The 21,043-nt window shown below is 42.8% G+C and carries 16 protein-coding genes and 1 pseudogene; 5 read left to right on the top strand and 12 right to left on the bottom strand.

Going from position 1 to position 21,043, the window contains the following annotated elements; translation table 11 throughout:
• The first annotated feature begins 12 nt into the window (after nucleotides 1-12).
• Nucleotides 13-435 (top strand): ATP-binding protein, encoded by a 423-nt coding sequence (locus NM125_RS08455; RefSeq protein ID WP_255134470.1) that lies wholly within the window; start codon nucleotides 13-15, stop codon nucleotides 433-435.
• Between the two features lie 6 nt (nucleotides 436-441).
• Entirely contained in the window at nucleotides 442-2,169 is a 1,728-nt protein-coding gene (locus NM125_RS08450) for a GAF domain-containing SpoIIE family protein phosphatase (RefSeq protein ID WP_255134469.1), read from the top strand.
• On the opposite strand, the gene NM125_RS08445 is transcribed toward NM125_RS08450, so the two are convergent.
• From NM125_RS08445 to NM125_RS08415, 7 genes are all read right to left on the bottom strand, one after another.
• Nucleotides 2,162-3,667: an MltF family protein gene (locus NM125_RS08445; RefSeq protein WP_255134468.1), complete on the bottom strand. Its 1,506-nt coding sequence runs from the start codon at nucleotides 3,665-3,667 to the stop codon at nucleotides 2,162-2,164. The two genes, NM125_RS08450 and NM125_RS08445, sit on opposite strands and share 8 nt — an antisense overlap.
• A gap of 269 nt (nucleotides 3,668-3,936) precedes the next feature.
• Entirely contained in the window at nucleotides 3,937-4,854 is a 918-nt protein-coding gene (locus NM125_RS08440) for a DMT family transporter (protein WP_255134467.1), read from the bottom strand.
• Nucleotides 4,855-4,861: 7 nt separating this feature from the next.
• Complete coding sequence (locus tag NM125_RS08435) at nucleotides 4,862-5,269, bottom strand: DUF4293 family protein (protein WP_255134466.1); 408 nt, start codon at nucleotides 5,267-5,269, stop codon at nucleotides 4,862-4,864.
• Nucleotides 5,270-5,375: 106 nt separating this feature from the next.
• The gene (locus NM125_RS08430) at nucleotides 5,376-8,873 is read right to left on the bottom strand and encodes an efflux RND transporter permease subunit (protein ID WP_255134465.1); all 3,498 of its coding nucleotides are present in this window, start codon (nucleotides 8,871-8,873) and stop codon (nucleotides 5,376-5,378) included.
• A 33-nt stretch (nucleotides 8,874-8,906) separates the two neighbouring features.
• A complete protein-coding gene (locus tag NM125_RS08425; RefSeq protein ID WP_255134464.1) occupies nucleotides 8,907-9,989 on the bottom strand; it encodes an efflux RND transporter periplasmic adaptor subunit in 1,083 nt (360 codons plus the stop codon).
• A 32-nt stretch (nucleotides 9,990-10,021) separates the two neighbouring features.
• Nucleotides 10,022-11,443: a TolC family protein gene (locus NM125_RS08420; protein ID WP_255134463.1), complete on the bottom strand. Its 1,422-nt coding sequence runs from the start codon at nucleotides 11,441-11,443 to the stop codon at nucleotides 10,022-10,024.
• 104 nt (nucleotides 11,444-11,547) lie between these two features.
• Nucleotides 11,548-12,252, bottom strand: coding sequence for a TetR/AcrR family transcriptional regulator (locus tag NM125_RS08415; protein ID WP_255134462.1), 705 nt, complete (start codon nucleotides 12,250-12,252; stop codon nucleotides 11,548-11,550).
• Between the two features lie 207 nt (nucleotides 12,253-12,459).
• Between NM125_RS08415 and NM125_RS08410 the strand changes: the two genes are divergently transcribed.
• A complete protein-coding gene (locus NM125_RS08410) occupies nucleotides 12,460-13,371 on the top strand; it encodes a DMT family transporter (RefSeq protein ID WP_255134461.1) in 912 nt (303 codons plus the stop codon).
• A gap of 8 nt (nucleotides 13,372-13,379) precedes the next feature.
• A complete protein-coding gene (locus tag NM125_RS08405) occupies nucleotides 13,380-15,104 on the top strand; it encodes an SLBB domain-containing protein (protein WP_255134460.1) in 1,725 nt (574 codons plus the stop codon).
• A 35-nt stretch (nucleotides 15,105-15,139) separates the two neighbouring features.
• On the opposite strand, the gene NM125_RS08400 is transcribed toward NM125_RS08405, so the two are convergent.
• Both NM125_RS08400 and NM125_RS08395 read right to left on the bottom strand, forming a co-directional pair.
• Complete coding sequence (locus tag NM125_RS08400; protein ID WP_255134459.1) at nucleotides 15,140-15,931, bottom strand: D-glucuronyl C5-epimerase family protein; 792 nt, start codon at nucleotides 15,929-15,931, stop codon at nucleotides 15,140-15,142.
• Nucleotides 15,932-16,071: 140 nt separating this feature from the next.
• Nucleotides 16,072-17,343, bottom strand: coding sequence for a lipopolysaccharide biosynthesis protein (locus NM125_RS08395; protein ID WP_255134458.1), 1,272 nt, complete (start codon nucleotides 17,341-17,343; stop codon nucleotides 16,072-16,074).
• A gap of 75 nt (nucleotides 17,344-17,418) precedes the next feature.
• On the opposite strand from NM125_RS08395, the gene NM125_RS08390 reads away from it, so the two are divergent.
• The gene (locus NM125_RS08390; RefSeq protein ID WP_255134457.1) at nucleotides 17,419-18,591 is read left to right on the top strand and encodes a glycosyltransferase family 4 protein; all 1,173 of its coding nucleotides are present in this window, start codon (nucleotides 17,419-17,421) and stop codon (nucleotides 18,589-18,591) included.
• On the opposite strand, the gene NM125_RS08385 is transcribed toward NM125_RS08390, so the two are convergent.
• The 3 genes and pseudogenes from NM125_RS08385 to NM125_RS08375 form a co-directional block, all read right to left on the bottom strand.
• Nucleotides 18,580-19,698, bottom strand: coding sequence for a glycosyltransferase family 4 protein (locus NM125_RS08385; RefSeq protein ID WP_255134456.1), 1,119 nt, complete (start codon nucleotides 19,696-19,698; stop codon nucleotides 18,580-18,582). The genes NM125_RS08390 and NM125_RS08385 overlap by 12 nt on opposite strands.
• Before the next feature lie 36 nt (nucleotides 19,699-19,734).
• A pseudogene (locus NM125_RS08380) lies at nucleotides 19,735-19,929 on the bottom strand (UDP-N-acetylglucosamine 2-epimerase); the annotation flags it as partial.
• Between the two features lie 24 nt (nucleotides 19,930-19,953).
• Nucleotides 19,954-21,009, bottom strand: coding sequence for a glycosyltransferase family 2 protein (locus NM125_RS08375; protein ID WP_255134733.1), 1,056 nt, complete (start codon nucleotides 21,007-21,009; stop codon nucleotides 19,954-19,956).
• Between the last annotated feature and the right edge of the window lie 34 nt (nucleotides 21,010-21,043).

Below are 21,043 nucleotides of genomic sequence, written 5' to 3'. Positions count from 1 at the left end.
ATAACCAAGAGAGTGGCTGGAAATAATAACATACAAACCCTTTCTGTTGAAGCTTCTACAGAGCATCTCGCCAAAGTGCGGGATTTTGTAGCTGCCCATGCCGAGAATATCGGGCTCAGCCAAAAAGATATTTCAGAAATAAGGCTGGCAGTGGATGAAGCCTACACAAATATTATTAAACACGCCTATAAAAACTCCCCCACCGAAAAAGTGAATATAGAAATTGGCTCCAACGCCAACCAGCTATGGATTTCATTGATGGATGAAGGGAATAGTTTTGACCCCAGCACTTACAGTGAACCCGACCTTATGCAACGCATCAAAGAAAAGAAACGCGGCGGCATGGGCGTTTACCTGATCCGTAAGCTCATGGATCAGGTACAGTATAACCGCAAAGGACATACCAACGAAATACGTATGGTCAAAAACCTTTGACGCATCGTGGATACTAAAACCTCTCTTTCGAATACTGAAGAACGTCAAAGCCGATTTGAGCTTCGCACCCTGCTGGAAACCAGCCGGATGCTCATCGAGTCTCAGGAACCGGATTTTGTACTGAACAATCTTTTGCTGATTACCATGGGGAAGCTACTGGTACCCAAGGGTATGATTCTCATCAACAAAGGCTCGAACCATTTTTACCTGGTAAGCAAGATTAAGGGAAAGAGTAATCTTGATGAGGATGATTCAGTTCAGCTTGAATTTCCTGAGGCCGAGCTGGATCGTACGGTACTTAAAGCGGAAGAATTTCCTGAGATTTCAAAAAAACTGGGCCTGGCTGAAGGCAGTATCTTTTTTAACCTGAGAACCACCAACCATCACCTTGGTTTTTTGTGTCTGGGGCCAAAGGGAAATAAGCAGCCGCTTACAGCCAGCGAACTGGAGTTCATCGAAAGCCTGACTATTATTTCTTCGGTTGCCATAGCTAACTCCAGAATGTTCCAGGAGCTTCGACTGATAAACCGGAAGCTCGATCGTAAAGTACACGACCTGAACACCCTTCTGGAACTCAGTAAAGATTTCAATTTGATGGTGGACCGGGATGAAATTGCCCGAACCTTTAAGTTTGCCATGCTGGGGCAAATGTTGATCCGAACATTCTTTTTTGTGCTGGATATTGACGGAGAAAAATCTATCGTATCCAGCAGCGGGTTGAAGGAACAGCCTACTGATAAAGAGCTGAATACCCTTTTTGAACTCGAAGATGTTTTCTATTGTGATGAAGAACATGACTGCCCCTTTTTGGAGAAAAACGGCATCAAACTGCTAATTGCGCTCCGCTTTCAGAATGAAAAAATTGGTGTTGTAGGGGTTGGAGCTCCTGCCAATAAAGAGCCTTATGGTAAAGAGCAGGTCAACTTTTTACAGTCGCTGGGGAACCTGGCATTACTTACCATCCAAAAGACATTATTGCTCGAAGAGCGGATAGAAAAACAGCGAATGGAAGAGGAACTCAACCTTGCCAAAACCATTCAGCAAGGGCTGCTTCCTTCCCCAATTCCAACTATCGAAGGCTTTGATTTAGAGGCCACAAACATTTCTTCCCGTCAGGTGGGTGGCGACTATTTCGATGTGCTTGAAACTCCTGACAACGGACATATACTCGCCATTGCCGATGTAACCGGCAAAGGTGTGCCGGCTTCTTTGTTGATGGCCAACCTGCAATCGATGTTACATGCCTTAGCCCCCATTGACATAACGCTGGCTGAAGCAACCGGAAGCATTAATGATATCATCCATAAAAACACACCGGCTGACAAATTCATTACTTTCTTCTGGGGAAAAATATCAGCTGATGGCAAGCAATTTGATTATGTGAATGCGGGCCATAACAACCCAATGCTATTCAAAAAAGGCAGTAAAGAACCGGTTGAACTTGATGCGGGTGGCGTGATTTTAGGCGCAATGCCTTCCATGATGCCTTATGATTCTGCCTCCATTGACCTGCAAGCCGGCGATACATTGATTTTTTATACAGATGGCGTTACCGAAGCGATGAACCCCGAGCAAACCGAAGAGTACGAAGAAGAAAGGCTTATTCAATGCATTCAATCCCATCTTGAAAAATCATCAAGCGAAATAATGAATGCTGTTATCGATGACATTATGGACTTTTCGGATGGCATTCAGTACGATGACATCACCATACTGGTGCTGAAGGTTAATTAAAGGTTTTTAAACCCAGCACTCCGGTTCCCGTTGCGGTCTTTTCTCTGTTATGCGCCAATATGGTTTGATAGGTACTGTACCGGTTCATAATTTCATTTACATACCGAACCGTTTCGATACCCCTGCAAAAGCCATAGCGTGCATTCTGGTAGTACTTGCGCTGCATCAGCTTTAGTAAAGACTCCGACACATCTTCCCACTCATTCGGGTTTTTATTGTGATCGATAGTGAGCCGGCGGGCATCAGCCAGGTGGCCGGAACCGGCATTGTATGCAGCCAGGGCAAACGACCATTTATTGGTAGAATCCATATAAGCATAGTGATCAAGATGAGAAGCCAGAATTTTAGCCCCTTCACGAATATTCACTTCCGGGATGTACAATGAGTCGGATGAGATTTCTGAGAACCTTGGCAACACCTGCATAATCCCGACAGCTCCTGCCCAGCTCACCGAGCTTGGATTAAATTTCGATTCCTGCGCAGCTATAGCGGTAAGCATCACCCAGTCGACATCCATTTCATCGGCTACCTCACGAATCATATTATCATAGGGAGAAATGGTGCCATATTGCTCTCCCTGATAATTAGGGCTGTAATAATCAGCTATTTGGTTGCCCGACTCAAAGTATTTTTTCCTTAATACATTCAGAAATGCAGAGCGTTTGGGAACCCCATCCTCATCAAAACGAAAATGCTTGTACAGGAAACGGTTTAGCTGATATTCGAGATCGGGGGCATTTTTGCGGACTGCCCAGGCAATGGTATCACTTTCGGCAATTAGTGGTCCTTTTATAAGGCCATTCATGTATTTATCGGCCGCATCAAAAATATTGTCGTCGGCAACGGTAGCTTCATACGTACCATCGGCTACCTGAAATAATACCGACTCGGTGTCCATATCTTCAGGAATAATGTTGATGTTCACCGGGAAGCCTTCATCTTTAAGCTCTTTTAAGCGAACGTAATACGAGCTGTTTCGGCGAACGCTGATGGGAATTCCCTCCATATCCGAAATACTTTCCGGTTTAAAACCCAGATCATCCGAAACGACAATAAGCTGATCAACCATGTTGTACGGACGGGTAAACTCTACCACCTGCTTTCTTTCGGGGGTGATGGTGTAATTGGCCGCTATAATATCTCCGCGACCGCTATTGAGCAGGTCATAGGGACTTTCATCGGGGCCGGTAATCACAACCTCAAGGGCAAGGTCATTTTCTTTTGTGAAGGCTTTCAGCAGCTCGTATTCAAAACCAACCTGAACTCCTTTATACAGAAAATAGGAGCCCGAACTGTAGCTGGTAATCATACGGAGTACGCCATTCCTTTTAATCTCTGCAAAATCTCTCTCAACGGGTTCACTTACAGAAACAGGGAGGGTTTCGCTGTTCTCGCGTGTGTCTGAAGATTGCGAACAGCTTAAGAAAAGCATAGCTCCACAGCCGGTGAGGAGCAGATACTTAGACACTCCAATAATGTTGTCTCTTTCAAATAGCATTAAGTGATGTTGGTTTCATTATTGTTTGAAATCAATTCTATAATGAAGTCACAATTCCATCTGCCGGAAGTAATGATACACCTATTTAAGCTGAATTCCTGAATTCTTAGTAATGTTTAATCTAATTCAGCATTTCTAACGTTGAAATAACCGAAAAGGTTCGCGAAATGTCTTTTACCACTGATTTGTATTGACTTACCGATATTCTCTATATCAAATTTCTACAAACTAACTCTTCTTATTGGATAAAATGAGTTGAAATAGCCGGGTTATTCTTCGATCTCTCTCTTATGCTTCGGCTTCTTTTTCCAGGTAAGCACTACCCCGACTAAGGTCACAAAAATGGCCACAAAAGAAAGAATCGCCGGAAGTTCTCCGAGGATAAAAAACGCAAGTACGGTCGCAAATACGGGTTCGGTCAGAATTAAGGTGGAAAGTAGTGTCGGCGAAACGAATTTAACGGCATAATTCAGGGAACCGTGGCCCATCAGCTGCGGGCCTATGGCTAATCCCAGCCCTACCCAAATCACCACCGGGGAAATGTGCTGGGGAATTCCTTCCACAATCAGCAAAATGACCACACAGGTTGCTGCCGCATAACCATACACCGGGAATACATACCCAAGCCAGGATCGATTTTGCCGGATTTTTCTCCCGATCAGAAAATAAACGGCAAAGATGGCCGCTGCCCCGAAAGCCATCGCATTTCCAAGCAAGGGGTTGGCAAAGGTTGACTCCGTATTGTAATCAGAGATTCCCAGAAGAACGGATCCGGCAAAAGCAATAAACACTCCAATCCAAACGGTGGGAGCAAACTCCATTTTGTACAATACCCGTTCTGCTACAATCAACATAATGGGGTGGATGGTAACCAGCACCGAAGCTGAAGCCACCGAGGTGTAATAAAGTGAGCTGATCCAAAGTATGAAGTGGAGTCCTAAAGCGATACCGGCAAAGGCCATCCATTTGGTTTCATTGCCCACCGGTTTTACATCGTATTTGTCGCTCTTTTTTTGATAGATATAGAACGGGAGCAGCATCAGAAAAGCGCCTACCGTACGTATGGCCACTAACAAAAGGGCCGAATGTTCGGTAGCAAACTTCACTAAAATGGGGGCAAAGCCAAAGGTGGTGAGCCCAACTATAAGGATCAGATAAACTTTAGCTTTTGAATAATCCTGACTCAAAATACTCCTATCGGATTCGATCCATTGAACGGACTAATTCCTCATCTTTTTTAATAAAACGAAGTGCTAAAATCTGAAACAGGAGTCCTGCAATTACAAGCCCGGTTCCAAGCGCTTCATCCCAAAGGTAGGTTCCGATTCCTCCCAACGAAAATAAAACCCCCACACAAAACCCAAGTCCGATTACCTGCAGCAGCGCAGCTCGTTTCACCCAAGCTATCTGATTTTTCCGGTTATTATAGAGGAAGATGGAAAAGACATTTATGATCAAAGCCACTAACAACGAACTTGCCAGGCCAATGCCAATCCAGAGCTGGGGATCGTTCATAGCTTTCTCGTAAATAGGGGTAAAATAAACCGAAAGATTAAGTATGGATGCCAGTGCCAAAAATACCGTTTGTAGTCGTTGTATCACAGAATGTTGTTTTTAATTTTTCTTATAAGATAAAAGTTTTCACAAACAAAAAAGCCCGTCTTCCTTTTAAAAAGATGACGGGCTTTAACTATTCGTTTTTCGAGCTTTAGCCGGCTGAAGGTTCTAAAGCAGGTTTGCCTTTAGATTCGCCATTCAACTCACTTTGGTCTTTTATAATACCCGGCTCGGTTGTTCCGAACATAATGGTATTCACTTTTCTTCTGCCTCGCTCAATGACGCTGTAAAGTACAGGCACAAGGATAAGCGTTAAGGCAGTGGCGAAAATCAACCCAACAATAACGGCGATAGCCATAGGGCCCCACCAGGCTGCTTGTTCACCACCCCAGAAAATGTACTCACTGAGGTTTGAAAAGAAGGTAATCGGGCTGCTGACTAAGGTTATGAAGTCAAAGTTGAAACCGATTGCCAGCGGTACCAAGCCAAGAGTTGTTGTGATAGCCGTTAAAATTACCGGCCGGAAACGAACTTTCCCGCCTTCAATCAAGGCGCTGCGTAAGTCGAGTCCGTCCCGGGTTCGCAGAATATCAACATAGTCAATAAGTACAATGGCGTTATTCACCACTACCCCGGCCAGCGATATAATTCCAAGTATAGCCATCAGACCAAGGGCCATCTGGAAGGTCACCAATCCATAAAATACTCCGGCGGTGGACATAATCACCGAACTTAAAATAATGACCGGCTTGGCTACTGAATTGAACTGTGAAACCAAAATAAACGCAATAAGGAATAAAGCTATCAAGAAGGCTTTGCCCAGGAACTCAAACGACTCCTGCTGATCCTGTTGCTGCCCTGTCCATTCGTACGAGTAGCCGCCGGGAAGTCCATCCAGGTAATCCTGTAACAGCACCTGCGCTTCGGCTAACACGGCATTTGACTGGTAACCGGAGCGAACATCCGCACTAACGGTAATAACCCGCTCTGACTCTTTATGACGGATTCCGCCGAAGCCATCACTCACTTCCCAGGTGGCCACTTCTGAAAGAGGGACCTGAATTCCTTCCTGGAATATAGTCAGATCTGCCAGGGTGCTGAGATCATCTCTGTACTCATCCGAAAGGCGGACAATAATTTCGTATTCTTCTTTTCCATCCCGGAACTTTGAAGCCTCTACACCGTTGATGGCCTGTCGCACCGTCATCCCAACTTCATTGGTATTTAAATCGAAAAGTGCTGCTTTTTCACGGTCCACTTCGACTTTCACTTCCGGTCTGGCTTCCGGTAAATCGGTTTCAAGTCCATCCAATTTAGCGAAGATGGAATCTTCTTCCATAATCTCCAGCACACGGTTTGAGATGCGTGTTAGCTGATCCATTTGAGGACCGGAGATTTCAAGGTTAATCGGAGGTCCGGTGGGCGGGCCGTCCTGTGGTTTTTCTACGGTGATTTTTGCGCCGGCAACAAGCCCGGACAAATCATTCCGCATGTATTCCATGGCTTCAAACACGCCTTTTTGGCGTTCTTCATAATCCACAAAATTAATGGCAACCGTTCCGAGATGGGTTGAATTCCCTCCCGAGGCGGCCGGGTCGCTGGTAATTGCCGCACCCGATGTTGCCAGAATAGTATTGTAATCCACGTTGTAGGGCATTTGCTCAACACGAGCGGCTACTTTATCCACTACGCTTTTTGTGAACTCCACATCCGAACCAACAGGTGTTTCAATTTGAACGTAGATGTCTCTTGGCGGGATGTCTTCCGGGAAGAATTCTGATCCCGGAAAGAAAAAATACAATGAAAGGAAACTGCCAATAAATACAATTCCAGCTATAACGAAAGTAATTAATGGGCCCACAACACCATTTAAAGTCCAAGCTAATATTCTTTCATATCGATCCAGCACCTTATTAAGACCCTCTCGCTGCCACCAATTACCAATAGGCTCAAGAACATATTTATTGGATACCCAAAGTATCACCCCAAGTGTGATCAGCATGGTCCAAGTTATAAAACTTGAAATAAGTAAAACTAATCCAATGAGACTCAAAAAAACATAAAGAGTGATTTTTCCTGCTTTTGTCATCACTGCTTTACCCTGCTCAGTATCAACCCGCATAAATAATGCACAGATTACCGGGTTGATAATCAACCCAACAAACAGGGAACTACTCAGGGTAATAATTAGAGTTTTCGGCAAGTATCCCATAAACTCCCCGACAATACCCGGCCAAAAAATCATGGGGGCGAAGGCAGCAAGAGTCGTTGCTGTTCCAGAAATAATGGGCAATGCTACCTCACCGGTTCCTTTCTTGGCGGCCTCAAAGTTATCAAAACCTTCCTCCAGGTAGCGGTAAATATTTTCCACCACTACAATGGCATTATCCACCAACATCCCCAGTGCCAGTATCAGGGAAAACAGCACAATCATATTCATGGTGATTCCCAACGCGCTCAGTATAATAAACGATAAAAACATGGAAAGCGGAATAGAGACACCTACAAATGAGGCATTCCTCACCCCAAGAAAAAAGAGTAATACACCTACTACCAGGATCAGACCTGAGATGATGTTATTCTCCAGGTTAGCTACCATACTTACCACGTCTTTACTCTGATCGTTGGTTATTTTATAAACCGTACTCGGCGGCAGAGCAGGCAATGCCTCTTCGAGAATAGACTTCACTTCGGTGGAAGTATCCAGAATATTTTGCCCGGTTCTTTTCTTGATCCCGAGTGTGATTACCGGCGATCCATCGAGGGTGGAATAGGTTTCCCGCTCTTTATATCCAAAAGTAACGGTAGCAACATCCCGGATGTAAACCGGTTTGTCATCATCCGCATTAACCACAATATCTTCAAGCGGAGCCGTTGTTTCGTACTGCCCGGGCACCCGTAACAGGAAGTTCTTTGTGCCTACGGTAATATCGCCACCGGGTACCGTTACGTTTTCCTGCTGAATGGCCGCGATGATGTCAGTGAAGCTGAGGTTGTAGTACTTCATCTTGGGCAGATCCACATCTACCTGAACCTCGCGCTCCAAACCACCGGTTAAATCAACCCCTAAAACGGAAGGAACGGCTTCAATATCTTCCTGTAAATCCTCAGCAATTTCTTTAAGGATGTCGAGGCTGTAATCGCCCGACAGGTTTACCTGCATAATGGGGAACTCGGAGAGGTTTACCTCCTGAATAGTCGGGTCTTCGGCATCTTCCGGAAGCTCCGGTTTTGCCAGGTCAACTTTCTCCCGCACTTTCTGCAGGGCTTCATCGATATCAATCCCGGTGTTGAACTCCAGGTTGATGTTCGAATACCCTTCCGAAGAGGTGGAGGTCATGGTTTTAACATCACTGATGTTACTCAGTTCATCCTCCAGCTTACGGGTAATCAGGCTTTCCATATCCTCGGGAGATACTCCGGGATAGATCGTTACCACAAAAATATTCGGAACTGTAATGTTCGGGAAAGACTCTTTGGGAATGGTGATATAAGACACAATCCCCAAAACAGCTACCAACATAATCAAAACCAACACGCTGATGCGGTTGTTTATCGAAAATGAGGAAAGCCAAAATTCTTTCCGGTTTGAACTGTCCGGAATAGATCGTTTTGCGCCGGCACCATTTGTTATATCGTCGGTACTCATCGTACTATTTCTCCAAAATCGTTTTTAAAATCATTAATTGGATGCAAGATCGCTCTCACGAGATTCCACAATATTGAGTCTCACACCATCATTAAGAAAGGCCGACCCAATGGTAATCAACTCTTCACCGGGAGCAATTCCGCTTCTTATAATTACATCCGACCGGTAAGACGGCCCTAATTCCACAACTCTCCTTTCTGCAACCGGAGCGCCGGACTCATTCTCTGTTTTTACATATGTGATGAACTCGTCGTCTTCTTTATAGATAAATTCTTCGCTTACAATCAGCACGTTTTCTTCCATCAGTGTATTCAGGCGCAGGTTGGCAATCATATCCACCTTATAGCTTTTTTGCTGAACCGGAAGCAGAACCTCGATTCGGAATGTGCGGCTTTGCGGGTCAATACTGTTTCCAACAAAAGAAATTTCTCCCTGAAGGGTATCTGCATTCTGAGTATCGAACCATACTTCAACATCGTCACCTGACTGCACCACATCTGCATAGCGGGCAGGTACGCCGGCCGTTACGATGTACGTGTTGGTTCCGATCAGCCTGACCACAGGCATTCCGGGACTTGCCATTTCGCCCTCCTCCAGCATGTACTGCTCTACCGTACCGGCAAAAGGAGCTGAAATAGTTGTGTTTTCCAGGTCAACTTTAATCGACTCCAGCGCGGATTTGTTCTGCTGATAATTGAACTTGGCGTTCAGCACATCAATTTCTGAGCCGATTTCACTTTCCTCATACACCCGCTGCAGTCGCTCATAATTTTCACGGGCTTGTTCGGTTGCTGCCTCAAGTCGGGCTTTTTCCTGTCTCAGCTTGGCATCATCAATCCTCAGGATGGTTTGGCCTTTTTTAACTTTAGCACCTTCCGGAACTGACTGCTCCATAATACGTCCGGCCACTTCAGCGGAAATCATGATGTCGTTTTTGGTTTCCACATTTCCCACTACCCGAAGCTGACTTCTGAATGTCTCCGGCTGAAGCGTTCTTGTTTCTACGTTCACCGTTTTTCCCACAACTTCATCATTGGCAATTTCCGGGGCTTCTCCCGAACAGGCAGCAATAATGGCTGCAAAAACAGTTATTAAAATCAGATTAAATTTTTTCATTTCGATTGAGTTCGTGTCTTTATTGTTAAAAATCATTCTACTTCCATTTCCATAGTATCAACAAAAGGTACGTGACCGGTTGCCAGGTCGTACTGTGCTTTGGCACTCAGATATTCAAACACCATCAGCGCATAGTTTACTTCCGCCTGACGGACCTGAACTTCGGCATCAGTAACTTCTAATTGTGAACCGATACCATTCTCCAGTCTTGCAAGCGCCCGCTGGTATCCTTCCTCGGCTTGCTCAAGAGCTTGTTTGCGAGCTTCTGCTGTTTCAAAACTTTTATTCAGCTCTTCGGCTGCAGATGCAACCTCATTTTCAGCTGATAATTCAGCTGCGCGAATTTGCTCTTCGATATCCTTCCGGGAAATTTGGGCACGCTGAACATCTGCCATTCTTTTAAAGCCTTCAAATATGGGCAGGCTTACATTAATCCCGAGTGTTTGAAATCTTGTGTTGTTTTCGAAGAAGGTGGGACTGCCCGGTTCGGCTGCGCTCCATTGCAAGTTATAGGATGCTGTGATGGTTGGCAGAAACCGGCTCTTCACCGCCTGAATTTCTTTTTCATTCAGGTTTAGTCGTGCATCCAGAATACGAAGATCGCCGCGCTCATCCATAAACGAGTTCATGGTTTCTTCTTCCCTCTGGTAGATAAAGGGATTCATCTGATCGATTCTCTTAATCTGGGCATTCTCCTCCGCACCGGCATCTTCCGATACAATATCAAACGCGTTTAAATTTCCCTTCACTTCAAAATCAACCTGTAGCGGTAATCCCAAAGCCACCTTCAGCCCCCGGTAAGCTTCATCAACCGCATACTGGGCTTCGATTAACTGCGGACGCTGATTGCTCAGCTGCACTTCCAGCTGAAGCACGGCGTATTCGTCAACCAAACCGGCCTGCTGTCGTGCGCGATTCTCTTTCAGGTTCTGCTCAATTCGCCTGATCTGAGCTTCCTGCAGCCTCAGCTGCTCTTTAGCCACCAACACCTGGTAGTAAGCTACCCGGGCTTGTGTTATAATCTGCTGAGTTGTGGCCCGAAGGTTCTCCTGTTGTACAGTCTTGAAAATTTCGGAAGTGGAAAGTCCTACAAAAACCTCGCCCCGGAAAATGTTTTGGGTAACCGTAAATCCACCCTGCCAGTTATTATCCGTTCCGAATGCTACAGGCACCAATTCATCGGGATCTGCATTTTGATCAAATATGATGGCCGGAATAAAGTTTACAGGCACTTCAAAGTTCCGGGTGTAGCTCATGCTTGAAGAGATATTCGGATACACTTCGCTGTACGCAATATCAACGAGTTCATCCGCATCTTTTACGGAAAGCAGCGCCCGGTTAACCTGTGGATTGTTGGCAACGGCCACTTTGATGGCATCTTCCAGTGTTAGTTCTGCGTCAGCAAATAGTGAGTCGCCTTTTACCTGTCCAAATGCCGTTGATTGTAAGAGCAAAAGCAATCCTGTTACAAGGAAAGTAAATCTCATGGGTGAGTGAGTTGTCATTAGTTTAAGTGGTTCTGAAAATGGGTTCAAAAAAAGCGGGAGCTTCTACGGTTCTATTTAGATTCTGTTTCAAAAATTGACTTTGAGTCAATGTCTTTTTTACTCTCATCCGTTGCAATTCCACAACCTATGAGTTTCATATAGCCTTCGAACAAAGAATTCATCTCTACTTTGTTCTTTTCCAAAAGATGAAAGTGCGGGGTGTTCTGATGTAAATAAGCCAGGTTCACCATTCCGTGGGAGGTGCTCCACAGAAGAATGGCCAGCTCTTTTGCATCATATGAATCGTTGATGGATCCGTCTTGCATGCCAATCTGAATAGCACGAACCATGCTTGTAAAAGAAGTATCCATATTAGATTGGCACATTTCGATGTATTCACTCTCACCAAGCTGATCAGTGTCTTTCAGGTTATCAAAAAAGCGCATGGAACGGAAAAACTCCGGATGAGATCGCACAAAGTTCAGAAAGGTTGCCCCGATGGTATATACCATCTCAATACCGGGAAGGTCTCGGGTTAAAACATCCGAAATCTGCTTAGAAAGCATATTGGTGGCTTTATTACATATGCCCAGCACCAGGTCAGACTTATTTTTGAAATAATGGTATAACGACCCTTTACTAACCTCTGCCCGCTCAGCCACTTCATCCATATTAAGGTGATCAAGTCCCTTCTCGAGAATCAACTCCTCGGCCGACTCCAGGATCAGCACCTTTTTTTGTTCTTTCTCGCGCTCTTTGCGCTCCGATGTTCCCATATATTGACTTCAAGTCATTTTTTGAATTGAGGTCACAAAACTACAGACATTCTGAAATAGTTCCTAACTTTTTCGGGTAAAAAATTATGACCACGAATTCGTTACTCAGATCCCAATTCATTGGGTGTAGCAGTGTTGGGGTTCAATAAAAAGTTCGGTTTAAAACTGCTTAACCCTTACCTTTTGCCTCACCAAAAAAATCAGTCTTTGAAGCGACCGTATTTAATTGACCTCAGCCTGATCCTTGTAGCCATTATCTGGGCATTGAACTTCAGCATTGTAAAAGTATCTCTGCGCGAGATGGACCCCTACAGCTTCAATGCACTTCGGTTTATCTTCGCCACCGCTTTGTTATGGTATGTAGCCCGCAAAAGAGGACATTCTCTAAAAGTAAAGAAAGACCATTTTTGGAAATTGGTGGGCATCGGGATAGTTGGCAATCTTTTTTACCAGCTGTTTTTCATTATCGGGGTGAATTACACCTATGCTGCAAATGCCGCCGTGATGCTGGGCACCATTCCCATTTGGGTAGCATTGCTTTCTCAGTTTTTTACGGATGAGAAACTTACACTGCTGAAAGGTCTCGGCGTTTTATTTGCTTTTGCCGGAGTTACACTCATCATAATGGGTGGGCAGGATACCCTTTCTTTTGAATCCGAGACTTTCCTTGGAAATATCATTACCCTTGTAGCCGCCGTGTGCTGGGCAACCTACACTATCCTTTCCCGAAAATACCTGGCTATTTACAGCCCTATACAATATTCGGCATTTATGTCGGTTGTCGGGCTGATTGCCTTATTGATCGTCGGTCTGCCCTTCCTGATAAAACTGGAGTGGAGTGGAATTTCATACATTGGCTATGGCGGGATTTTCTATAGCGGGGCCTTATCGATTGGCTTGGCTTACATCATCTGGAATAACGGAGTGAAAATGATCGGTGCAGTACGCACAGCCGCTTACCAAAACCTGGTACCGGTATTAGGGCTGATATTCGGACTGGTTTTATTAGGTGAAGAACTCTCCGTTCTTCAATATATTGGGGCCGGATTAGTTATTACCGGAATAGTGTTAGCACGATTAACTGTAACTTCCTTTAAGAAATCTGTAAAAACAAAGTGAGAACCAATTTGAAATCGATTACAAAACGACTGTTCAGCGCTCTTCTTTTTCTAAGTTTAATACTGGGCGCGATGCATCCTGCCATTGGGCAAAACAATCAAAGCAACAGTCAAAGCGGTACGGGACTAAATTTAAACTTCGATATTTTTGACGGAAGTTATTACTCAGATCCGCTTGGCATTCAACTGGCTGCACGGCAACTTCCATATGATGGCACCATCGACAAAAGCACTTATGAGCTGGGAGTAAATGACCTGCTTTCGATTAGAGTAGAAGCTTCTAAAAACTTTTTTATCCGTGGCGTGATGGTAAACCCCGCCGGAGATTTAATTATACCATCTATTGGACCTGTTAACGTGGATGGATTGACTATCTCTGAAGCCGAGCAAAAGATTAAAAAGGAATCAGAAGATTATGTGAAAAATGCCTCCGTGGTTATCACGCTTGAAAGTCCCCGACCGATTTACATCCAGGTTACCGGTGGTGTACCATACCCGGGGAAGTATATGATTCCTTCCCAATCGCGGGTTGATCAAGCCATTTATTCATCCGTGACGGACGGAAGCCGCGACCTGAGAAATGCCTCCCTTTCCAATTCCAGTGATTTTTTAACAAAGGGTAATTATGCCTACCGGAACATCAAAATCGAACGGGAAGACGGTTCTGTTGAGTATGCCGATTTAGTATCCTATTTCAGGATCGGGGATGCTGAATTTAATCCCAAAGTTAAAGACGGGGACATCATCACCCTGAAAAAACAGAATATTGAAACCCCGAAAGTCAGTATTTCCGGCGCCGTGAAAGCAGATTATGAGTTTCAGTTTATTAAAGGGGACACTCCGGAAAAACTGTTACAAATAGGCGGCGGTTTTGAAGTGATTGCCGACACCAGCTACCTGATGATATTCCGAAGAACGGATACCGGAGCTGAGAAAATTATCGTTGAACCTGAAAACTGGGACACTTTCAAACTACAGCCCAATGACCGGGTAGTAGCTCCATTTAGTGACGAGAAGAATACTTCCGCTTCGGCCTGGGTATATGGTGAAGTTGAAATTCCCGGCAACTTTCCGGTCTATTCCGGAGAAACTACCGCACTTGAACTGCTGGAACTTTCAGGAGGGTTGACGAACAATGCCTTGCCTCAAGCAGCCTACCTGATGAGAAGTGGCGGCTTCAGAAATGAAATTCCGAATAAGTTCAACGCAGACCTGATGCGCCGCACTTCCGATCAGGTAATTCAAGGCTTGGAATACCTGGAAGCGGAAACCAAGCTCAGCCAAAACAAAGTGTATATCGACCTGAAAGATGAAAGTCAGCTTGCAGGCCTGAAGATTTTTGATGGTGACCGTTTGTACATCCCCAGAGACGAAAATACACTTTTCGTATTTGGACAGGTTAATAATCCCGGTTACTTCCCTTACACGCCGGGAGCCAATGCCATGGATTATGTGAGCCGCGCCGGCGGGTTTGCCTTGTCGGCCGACAAAGACCGTGTATTCGTGATCAAGGCAGGCAACGCCACCTGGTACCGCCCGGGTGAAACGGAAATCCAGTCCGGCGACCGCATATTTGTTGACCGCCAGCCGGTAGAAGAACTAAATGCCTTAAGAAGCTATCAAATTCAGAAAGAGAGCATCAAAAACACCCGCATACAGCTGATCATGACCGGTATCACCACCATTACCGGAATTATAACTACGTATGTAGCTATTCAGAATATTAGGAATTAAGACCGAGTTAGGTTGTTTTCCCTTTGAATAGATTTTTAATCAGGGGCTGGGTAGTCATTTTCCAACGAGTCAGCCATCGTTTTAAAATATTGCTCCCCTGTAATCTTGTGTAGAGTATTAAGTTGTGAAATGTGCACTCCATGGTAGAACTCTTTTGTAGGCTTATTATTTAAATCATAAAAGCTAATCCCACCAGGATTACGGTAATCACTTATGTACCGCTCTATAGTTGTAATAGAAGCCTGAAGCAGCTTTAATACTTCTTCATCCCCCGTCATTAGGTAGTAATCATAAAGCCCAAATGTTGCAAAGATAAATCCATTTAGTACATGTACAGGTTTTTCTATTATGTATTCCTCAATCCAAAAATAACCTTCAACATCAATAAGCGAAATCCATTGCTCTTCCTGGCTTTTAAGCAGCTTAAGAGATTCAAAAGTTTTAGAAGCCCACTCTGAATATTTAGGATCACCGGTTACATTATATAGGCGGGTAAAAAAAGTTAAAATCCGGCCCTGTGCCATCCCTGAATACCATGGGCTTTTTAGGAAATCTCCGCTCGAATAGGTGTAATCAAAGTTATAAGGGAAAAGGAACTTATCGTTTGCTTGATTAGCATTTTCGACCAGCCTATTTGCGATGCGCTTGGAGAGTTTGAGGTAATCCGGATCACCGGTTCGTACATATCCGTCTACAAAGCTAATTCCTAAAGCAGATATATATACCGGGTGGTAATAGGGCGTACCATCGTACACATACATCGGTACTGAATCCTGGTCAAAAGCATCCATTGTCATGGAGCGAACATATTCTCTTATATATGGCATTTCATGATAGGGGAGCTCTTGAATTGAATAAGCTTTTAGGTTTACCTCCGACAAATCTTTTACTTTTTCAGATTTCTCAGAAAGTAGGTTACACCCTGAAATAATCAAGATAATGGGTATTATATACTGCCATCTAAACATCACTCAATCTTATATTTTTTTGTTAAACTAATTATCCAAATTAAGTTTATTACCTGTATTAATATGCTGACTCCACTGAATAACCCAATAGCAAGGTAAATGCCATCCATATTTGCTCCTACAATTATAGCTACCACTCTTATAATGAAGAGAGCTATCTCAAAATAAAACGATTTATTATGCTCGTTATATATCAAAGGAATATAGGTTACTGGAGAAATTAGGAAGACAATAAATAAAAAAGGCGCCAATAATTGAACCAACTCACCTGACACTAACCATTCTACCCCAAAAACAAACTGAAAAATTTCCGGCCCGAAAAAAGTAAGAATACCGAATGGAATCACTGATAACATAAAAAGTTGTTTAAGTGTTTTTTTGGTATAACCTCTTAAACTAATTTTATCGTTATACATTTCAGATACTTTTTGACTGAATACCTGATAAAAAGCACTGGCTATTAATTGTACAGGTACAATACAGACCATATAGGCCAGACCGTAATAACCAACCGTTTTTTCATTAAAAAAATAACTCAGAAGTATTGGTATTACACTTAATGAGAGGGCGTTTACAAATGCATGGGGAGCATTTACTTTCAAAAACTTCTCATACTTTTTCATCAAATAAGAAGCCCTTTTTAATGAAAAAGAAGAGGTTAAATAATTATCTACTTTATTCAATTTTCTTAAAAGGTATCCTGAAGAAAATAGATCCCCGGATAGCTTGCCAATAATTAACCCTCCACTTAAAAACCCCATTGCCCCAAGAATTACCTGGAAGCCACCCACTAAAACTGACCTGATCGTTTTGCTAACTGATATAGGGCTATACTCTTTTTCTCTGTTTAGCCCATTCTGTGAAGCTTTTATAACAGCAAATAAAAGAATGTTTATAGGTACTAAAAATAAATATGCCCCCATAGAGGGAATATTGAATATCGGGAGAATCTCTTTCCAAAATACCAAAGTAATCAACATTACAACCATTGCAACGCCAATGGTTAATAGCATAGCAACTTTAAACAAATGCTGCGCATTATAGCGACTCTTGGTTATTAAAATCGCAAAGTCATACCTCCCGGTTGCAAAAGAACTAATTAGAGAAAGCATGGCCAAATAAATAGTAAATACTCCAAAATCAGTAGCATCATACATCCTGCTTATTATCGGAGAAACTATCACAGGGACAAATAGCGCAAAACCATTTCCAACAACCAAAGTAAAAATATCCCTCAACTCACTGGGGATTTTTTTATAAAGCTTTTTCATATGTTGAAAAGAAATTTCATTTTTAATCGAATCGTATAAACTTTTGTCCTCATTCTCACTTAGACCAAATAATTCTTGAAAATAGCTTTAATTAGTCACCTTTTCCCAACAGAACTTCACCCTTTTTCAGGAAAGTTCATAAAAGACCAATTGACCATGCTCAATAGTGAGCCGGGAATTGAGGCGGATTTAATTGTACCAACCCCTTTTTCCATTCCATTTACCAAGCGAAAAAGGAAGAACCATTCTGATTTACTTGTTAACTGTGAAGCTAATCGCCTTCGATATTTATCATTTCCACGTAAAAGATTCCCGACACTCATTTCAGCAAGCCTTTCTAAAGCCGTTGGGAATTACTTTAAGAATCAAACTTATGATGTCATTAATGTCCACTGGATTTATCCGGATGCACTGTGTATACCTGAACTGAAGCAGTTGGGCTTTAAAACAGTACTTACTGTACATGGAAGTGATTGGTATCAAAGTAAAAATAATAGAACGTTGAGCAAGCTGTTTGGGGAGGTTCTTCATCACGTAGATAGGGTTTTATATTCTGGCCCAAAGCTTAAAGAAGACATGGAATCTCACTTTCCATTTCTGTCTCGAAAATCTGAAATCGTTTACAATATGGTGGATGAACATCTATATGATGTCCCGGCTGTAGAAGAAAAGGATTCTGCAAAAAAGGAGTTGAACTGGGACACAGAAAAAACCCATAGCTTAACAGTAGCAAATATTCGTCATGAAAAAGGGATTGACCTCTTACTCAAATCCATAAATGAAGAAATGGGATTAAAAAATACCCACTTCCATATTATTGGAGCGGCAGGGCCGGAAAGTTATATGACCGAAATCCATTCGCTTCTTAAAGCCAATTCATTTGACAATATCACCATTCATCAACCTGTTCTTCCAGGCCAGCTTATTAAGTATTATCATGCTGCAGATTTCTTTACCCAGCCAAGCCGGCGAGAGGGTTTTAGCGTGGCCATATTAGAGGCAATGGCTTGTGGACTTCCTGTGATCTGCACTGATGTTGGAGGCAACAGATTTCTCATTGACGACCAAACCGGCCTATTAATCAAAAATGGCACTTCCGGAAAGCTCAGCGATGAACTCCGGAAAATGGCTGAACAATATAAATCTTACGATAGAAATGTCATCCATAGTAAAGTAACATCTAAATATGGACGTGAAGCATTCAAAAAAAGATTACTTGACAACTTTACTGAAGTATTAGCAGATTGAACTGTATAAGTTTAACAACTTCTTTTCCTCAATCGACCAATTATACTTTTTAAGCACCATTTTCTTTCCATTTTCTCCCATCTTATTCGCCTCTTCAGGATGACTTTCTAACCATAATATAGCCTTAGATATTTCTTCGGCTTTTTCCGGGTCAACTAAAAGACCACAATGGTTTTCCGTCACTATTTCTCGCCAAAGAGGAAAGTCCGAGCCTATAATCGGCAACCCCTGAGCCATATATTCGAATAGCTTGTTAGGCTGAGCGTTTATGTGATTGGCGACCGGTTTAAAAAGAACCAGGCCCGCAAATGAGTTTTGCGCATATTTAGAAAGTTCTTTTCGGTTAATCCGGCCTTTAAAATCAGTGAACTTCCAGCCCTTTCTATTCTCTATTGATTCTCTCAACTCATTGTCATCAAATGCTCCGGCCATCAGAAAAGTAATCTCTTTTTCGGCATTAGCTCTTTCAATCGCCTCAATCATTTCAACAATACATCGCTGTTTTGAAATCCGGCCAACATAAAATACCTGAGCTGATTCTAACCGGGCTTCTCGTTGTGATGTCATTTCAAGCTCAGATAACTGTGGAAAGTTCTGAATCAAATAAGTGGATTTATTAAATCGGTCTCTTATTGATTTCGTAACTACGACTGTAGCATCTAACTTGGAGTTAGCAAGCTTTTCTAATTTATCTGCAATTCTGGAAAAAAGGTTACGGAGAGGCTTATAAATCCATTCTTTATCGAGTATACTGGCCGGTACATCTTCATGCACATCATAAATTACCCTGTAACCACAACTTTTCAAGAAAAGCCCGATTGGAATAAGTTCCGGATCATGGAAATGAAAAATTGTGCCCTGAGGATACTGAATAACCTTTCTGAATAAAGCCGGTATTGTTTTCAGAAATCGATCCCATTTCTTTTTAGCAACAGGAAGCCCTATAACCTTTATACCATCCAACACTTCATTTCCGGGATTCTGTACTAACAGATCCACGTTATACCCGGCATCTACCAAAGAACGGCAGATCTTATAAAATATCCGAGTGTCATACAGGGTATGAACCGAACTTAACTGCACGATTTTAGGAAACGAACTATCCATTTATCTAAGATAGTATGTTTTCAATTTCTCTTGCCATCCAGAACCGCTATTCAGATTATACTTAGGCACCTGAATACCTAATTCTTCAAAAAATACTTCAGACATGTTGTTGTCATAGTGCTGACCTGTATGGACTATGACTTCATTATACTTTTTGTTCAGCTCTTTGGATAAAGCCGAAAGCTTGATAAACTGCGGACGAGCTCCAACTATGGAAATGATTTTCTTCAACGATTCCTGATTAGTGATTGTAGTTTACCAACCCTTGACTCGAAATAAGAATTTGCGGATCAATTGATATAGAAACCCGCTAAAATGACCTACCTGCATTACTAATATGCTGCCCATAGAGTGTAACCATAAAGACAGCAGTCCCGGCGAGGGGGATTCTCCGGTCCAATTTTCCTCAATAAAATTGTCTTTGTGCTTAGTAACCACTCTCATTGACTCTCCCAACAGAACAACGATGAGAAACAAAAGGAAAATGAAAAAATATAGATCTTGTTCTAAAAAAAAGTCTAACAAACCATAAATCATCAAACCACAGATAAACATAAAGGGGATCAATCCACGGATAGGAGAGCTCTTAGGATGTAACAGCTTTGTAAGTAGTCGCCCCCTTCCATACCTAAAGTATTGTTTAAATAAACCCAAATATGTACTTCTCGGATAATACCAGCTTTTTATTTCCGGACTTATATAGATACTCTCTTCTCCATACTTTTCAATAAACCGAAGATTAAGCTCCGAGTCCTGATTGGTAATGTTTTTAGTGCTAAACCCACCAATTTGCCTGAGGTCTTTTGTCCAAAAACATCCAAGAAAAACAGTATCAGCATATCCTGTATAATTTTCATTCATATACTTTGCCCCACCATTCCCCAAAAAACTTTTCACTGCCAGCGTAGTACCGGCCTGTGCTCTATTGGAAGCTACATATCGTTGGGAGCCCCCCACATTTTTTGACTTGGTAGTTAGAAATACCTTGATGTTTTTTTCAAGATAATCTTCCTGATATAAACAGTGACCATCAGCACGAACAAAAATATCTCCTTTTGCTTCCTCAATCATTCTATTAAGAGCAAAAGATTGATACTTTTCTGGATTCTGCATCAATTTTATTCTGCTGTCGCCTTCCGACATTTTATTAACAATTTCCTGTGTTCGGTCGGTACTCCCTCCATCGGCGACTAATATTTCAATCAAATTAGGATATTCGGTTGATTGGAAACCTGATATAACTCTCTCGATATGATCTTCTTCATTCAGTACCGGTATTCCTACCGTTACCGATGGTAGCTCACCAGAGATTGTGTAATCTTCAGTATGATTCTTTTCTTCTTCG

The organism is Gracilimonas sediminicola (genome assembly GCF_024320785.1).
GTDB lineage: Bacteria > Bacteroidota > Rhodothermia > Balneolales > Balneolaceae > Gracilimonas > Gracilimonas sediminicola.
Note: the sequence above shows the minus strand (reverse complement) of the source record. Positions and strands in the feature narration are given on the sequence as shown.

What these genes read in the sequence shown, in the direction of transcription:
- NM125_RS08445 (WP_255134468.1), bottom strand. Translation starts at nt 3,667, where the DNA reads ATGCTATTTGAAAGAGACAACATTATTGGAGTGTCTAAGTATCTGCTC.
- NM125_RS08430 (WP_255134465.1), bottom strand. Translation starts at nt 8,873, where the DNA reads ATGAGTACCGACGATATAACAAATGGTGCCGGCGCAAAACGATCTATT.
- NM125_RS08425 (WP_255134464.1), bottom strand. Translation starts at nt 9,989, where the DNA reads ATGAAAAAATTTAATCTGATTTTAATAACTGTTTTTGCAGCCATTATT.
- NM125_RS08415 (WP_255134462.1), bottom strand. Translation starts at nt 12,252, where the DNA reads ATGGGAACATCGGAGCGCAAAGAGCGCGAGAAAGAACAAAAAAAGGTG.
- NM125_RS08400 (WP_255134459.1), bottom strand. Translation starts at nt 15,931, where the DNA reads ATGCCATATATAAGAGAATATGTTCGCTCCATGACAATGGATGCTTTT.
- NM125_RS08395 (WP_255134458.1), bottom strand. Translation starts at nt 17,343, where the DNA reads ATGAAAAAGCTTTATAAAAAAATCCCCAGTGAGTTGAGGGATATTTTT.
- NM125_RS08385 (WP_255134456.1), bottom strand. Translation starts at nt 19,698, where the DNA reads ATGGATAGTTCGTTTCCTAAAATCGTGCAGTTAAGTTCGGTTCATACC.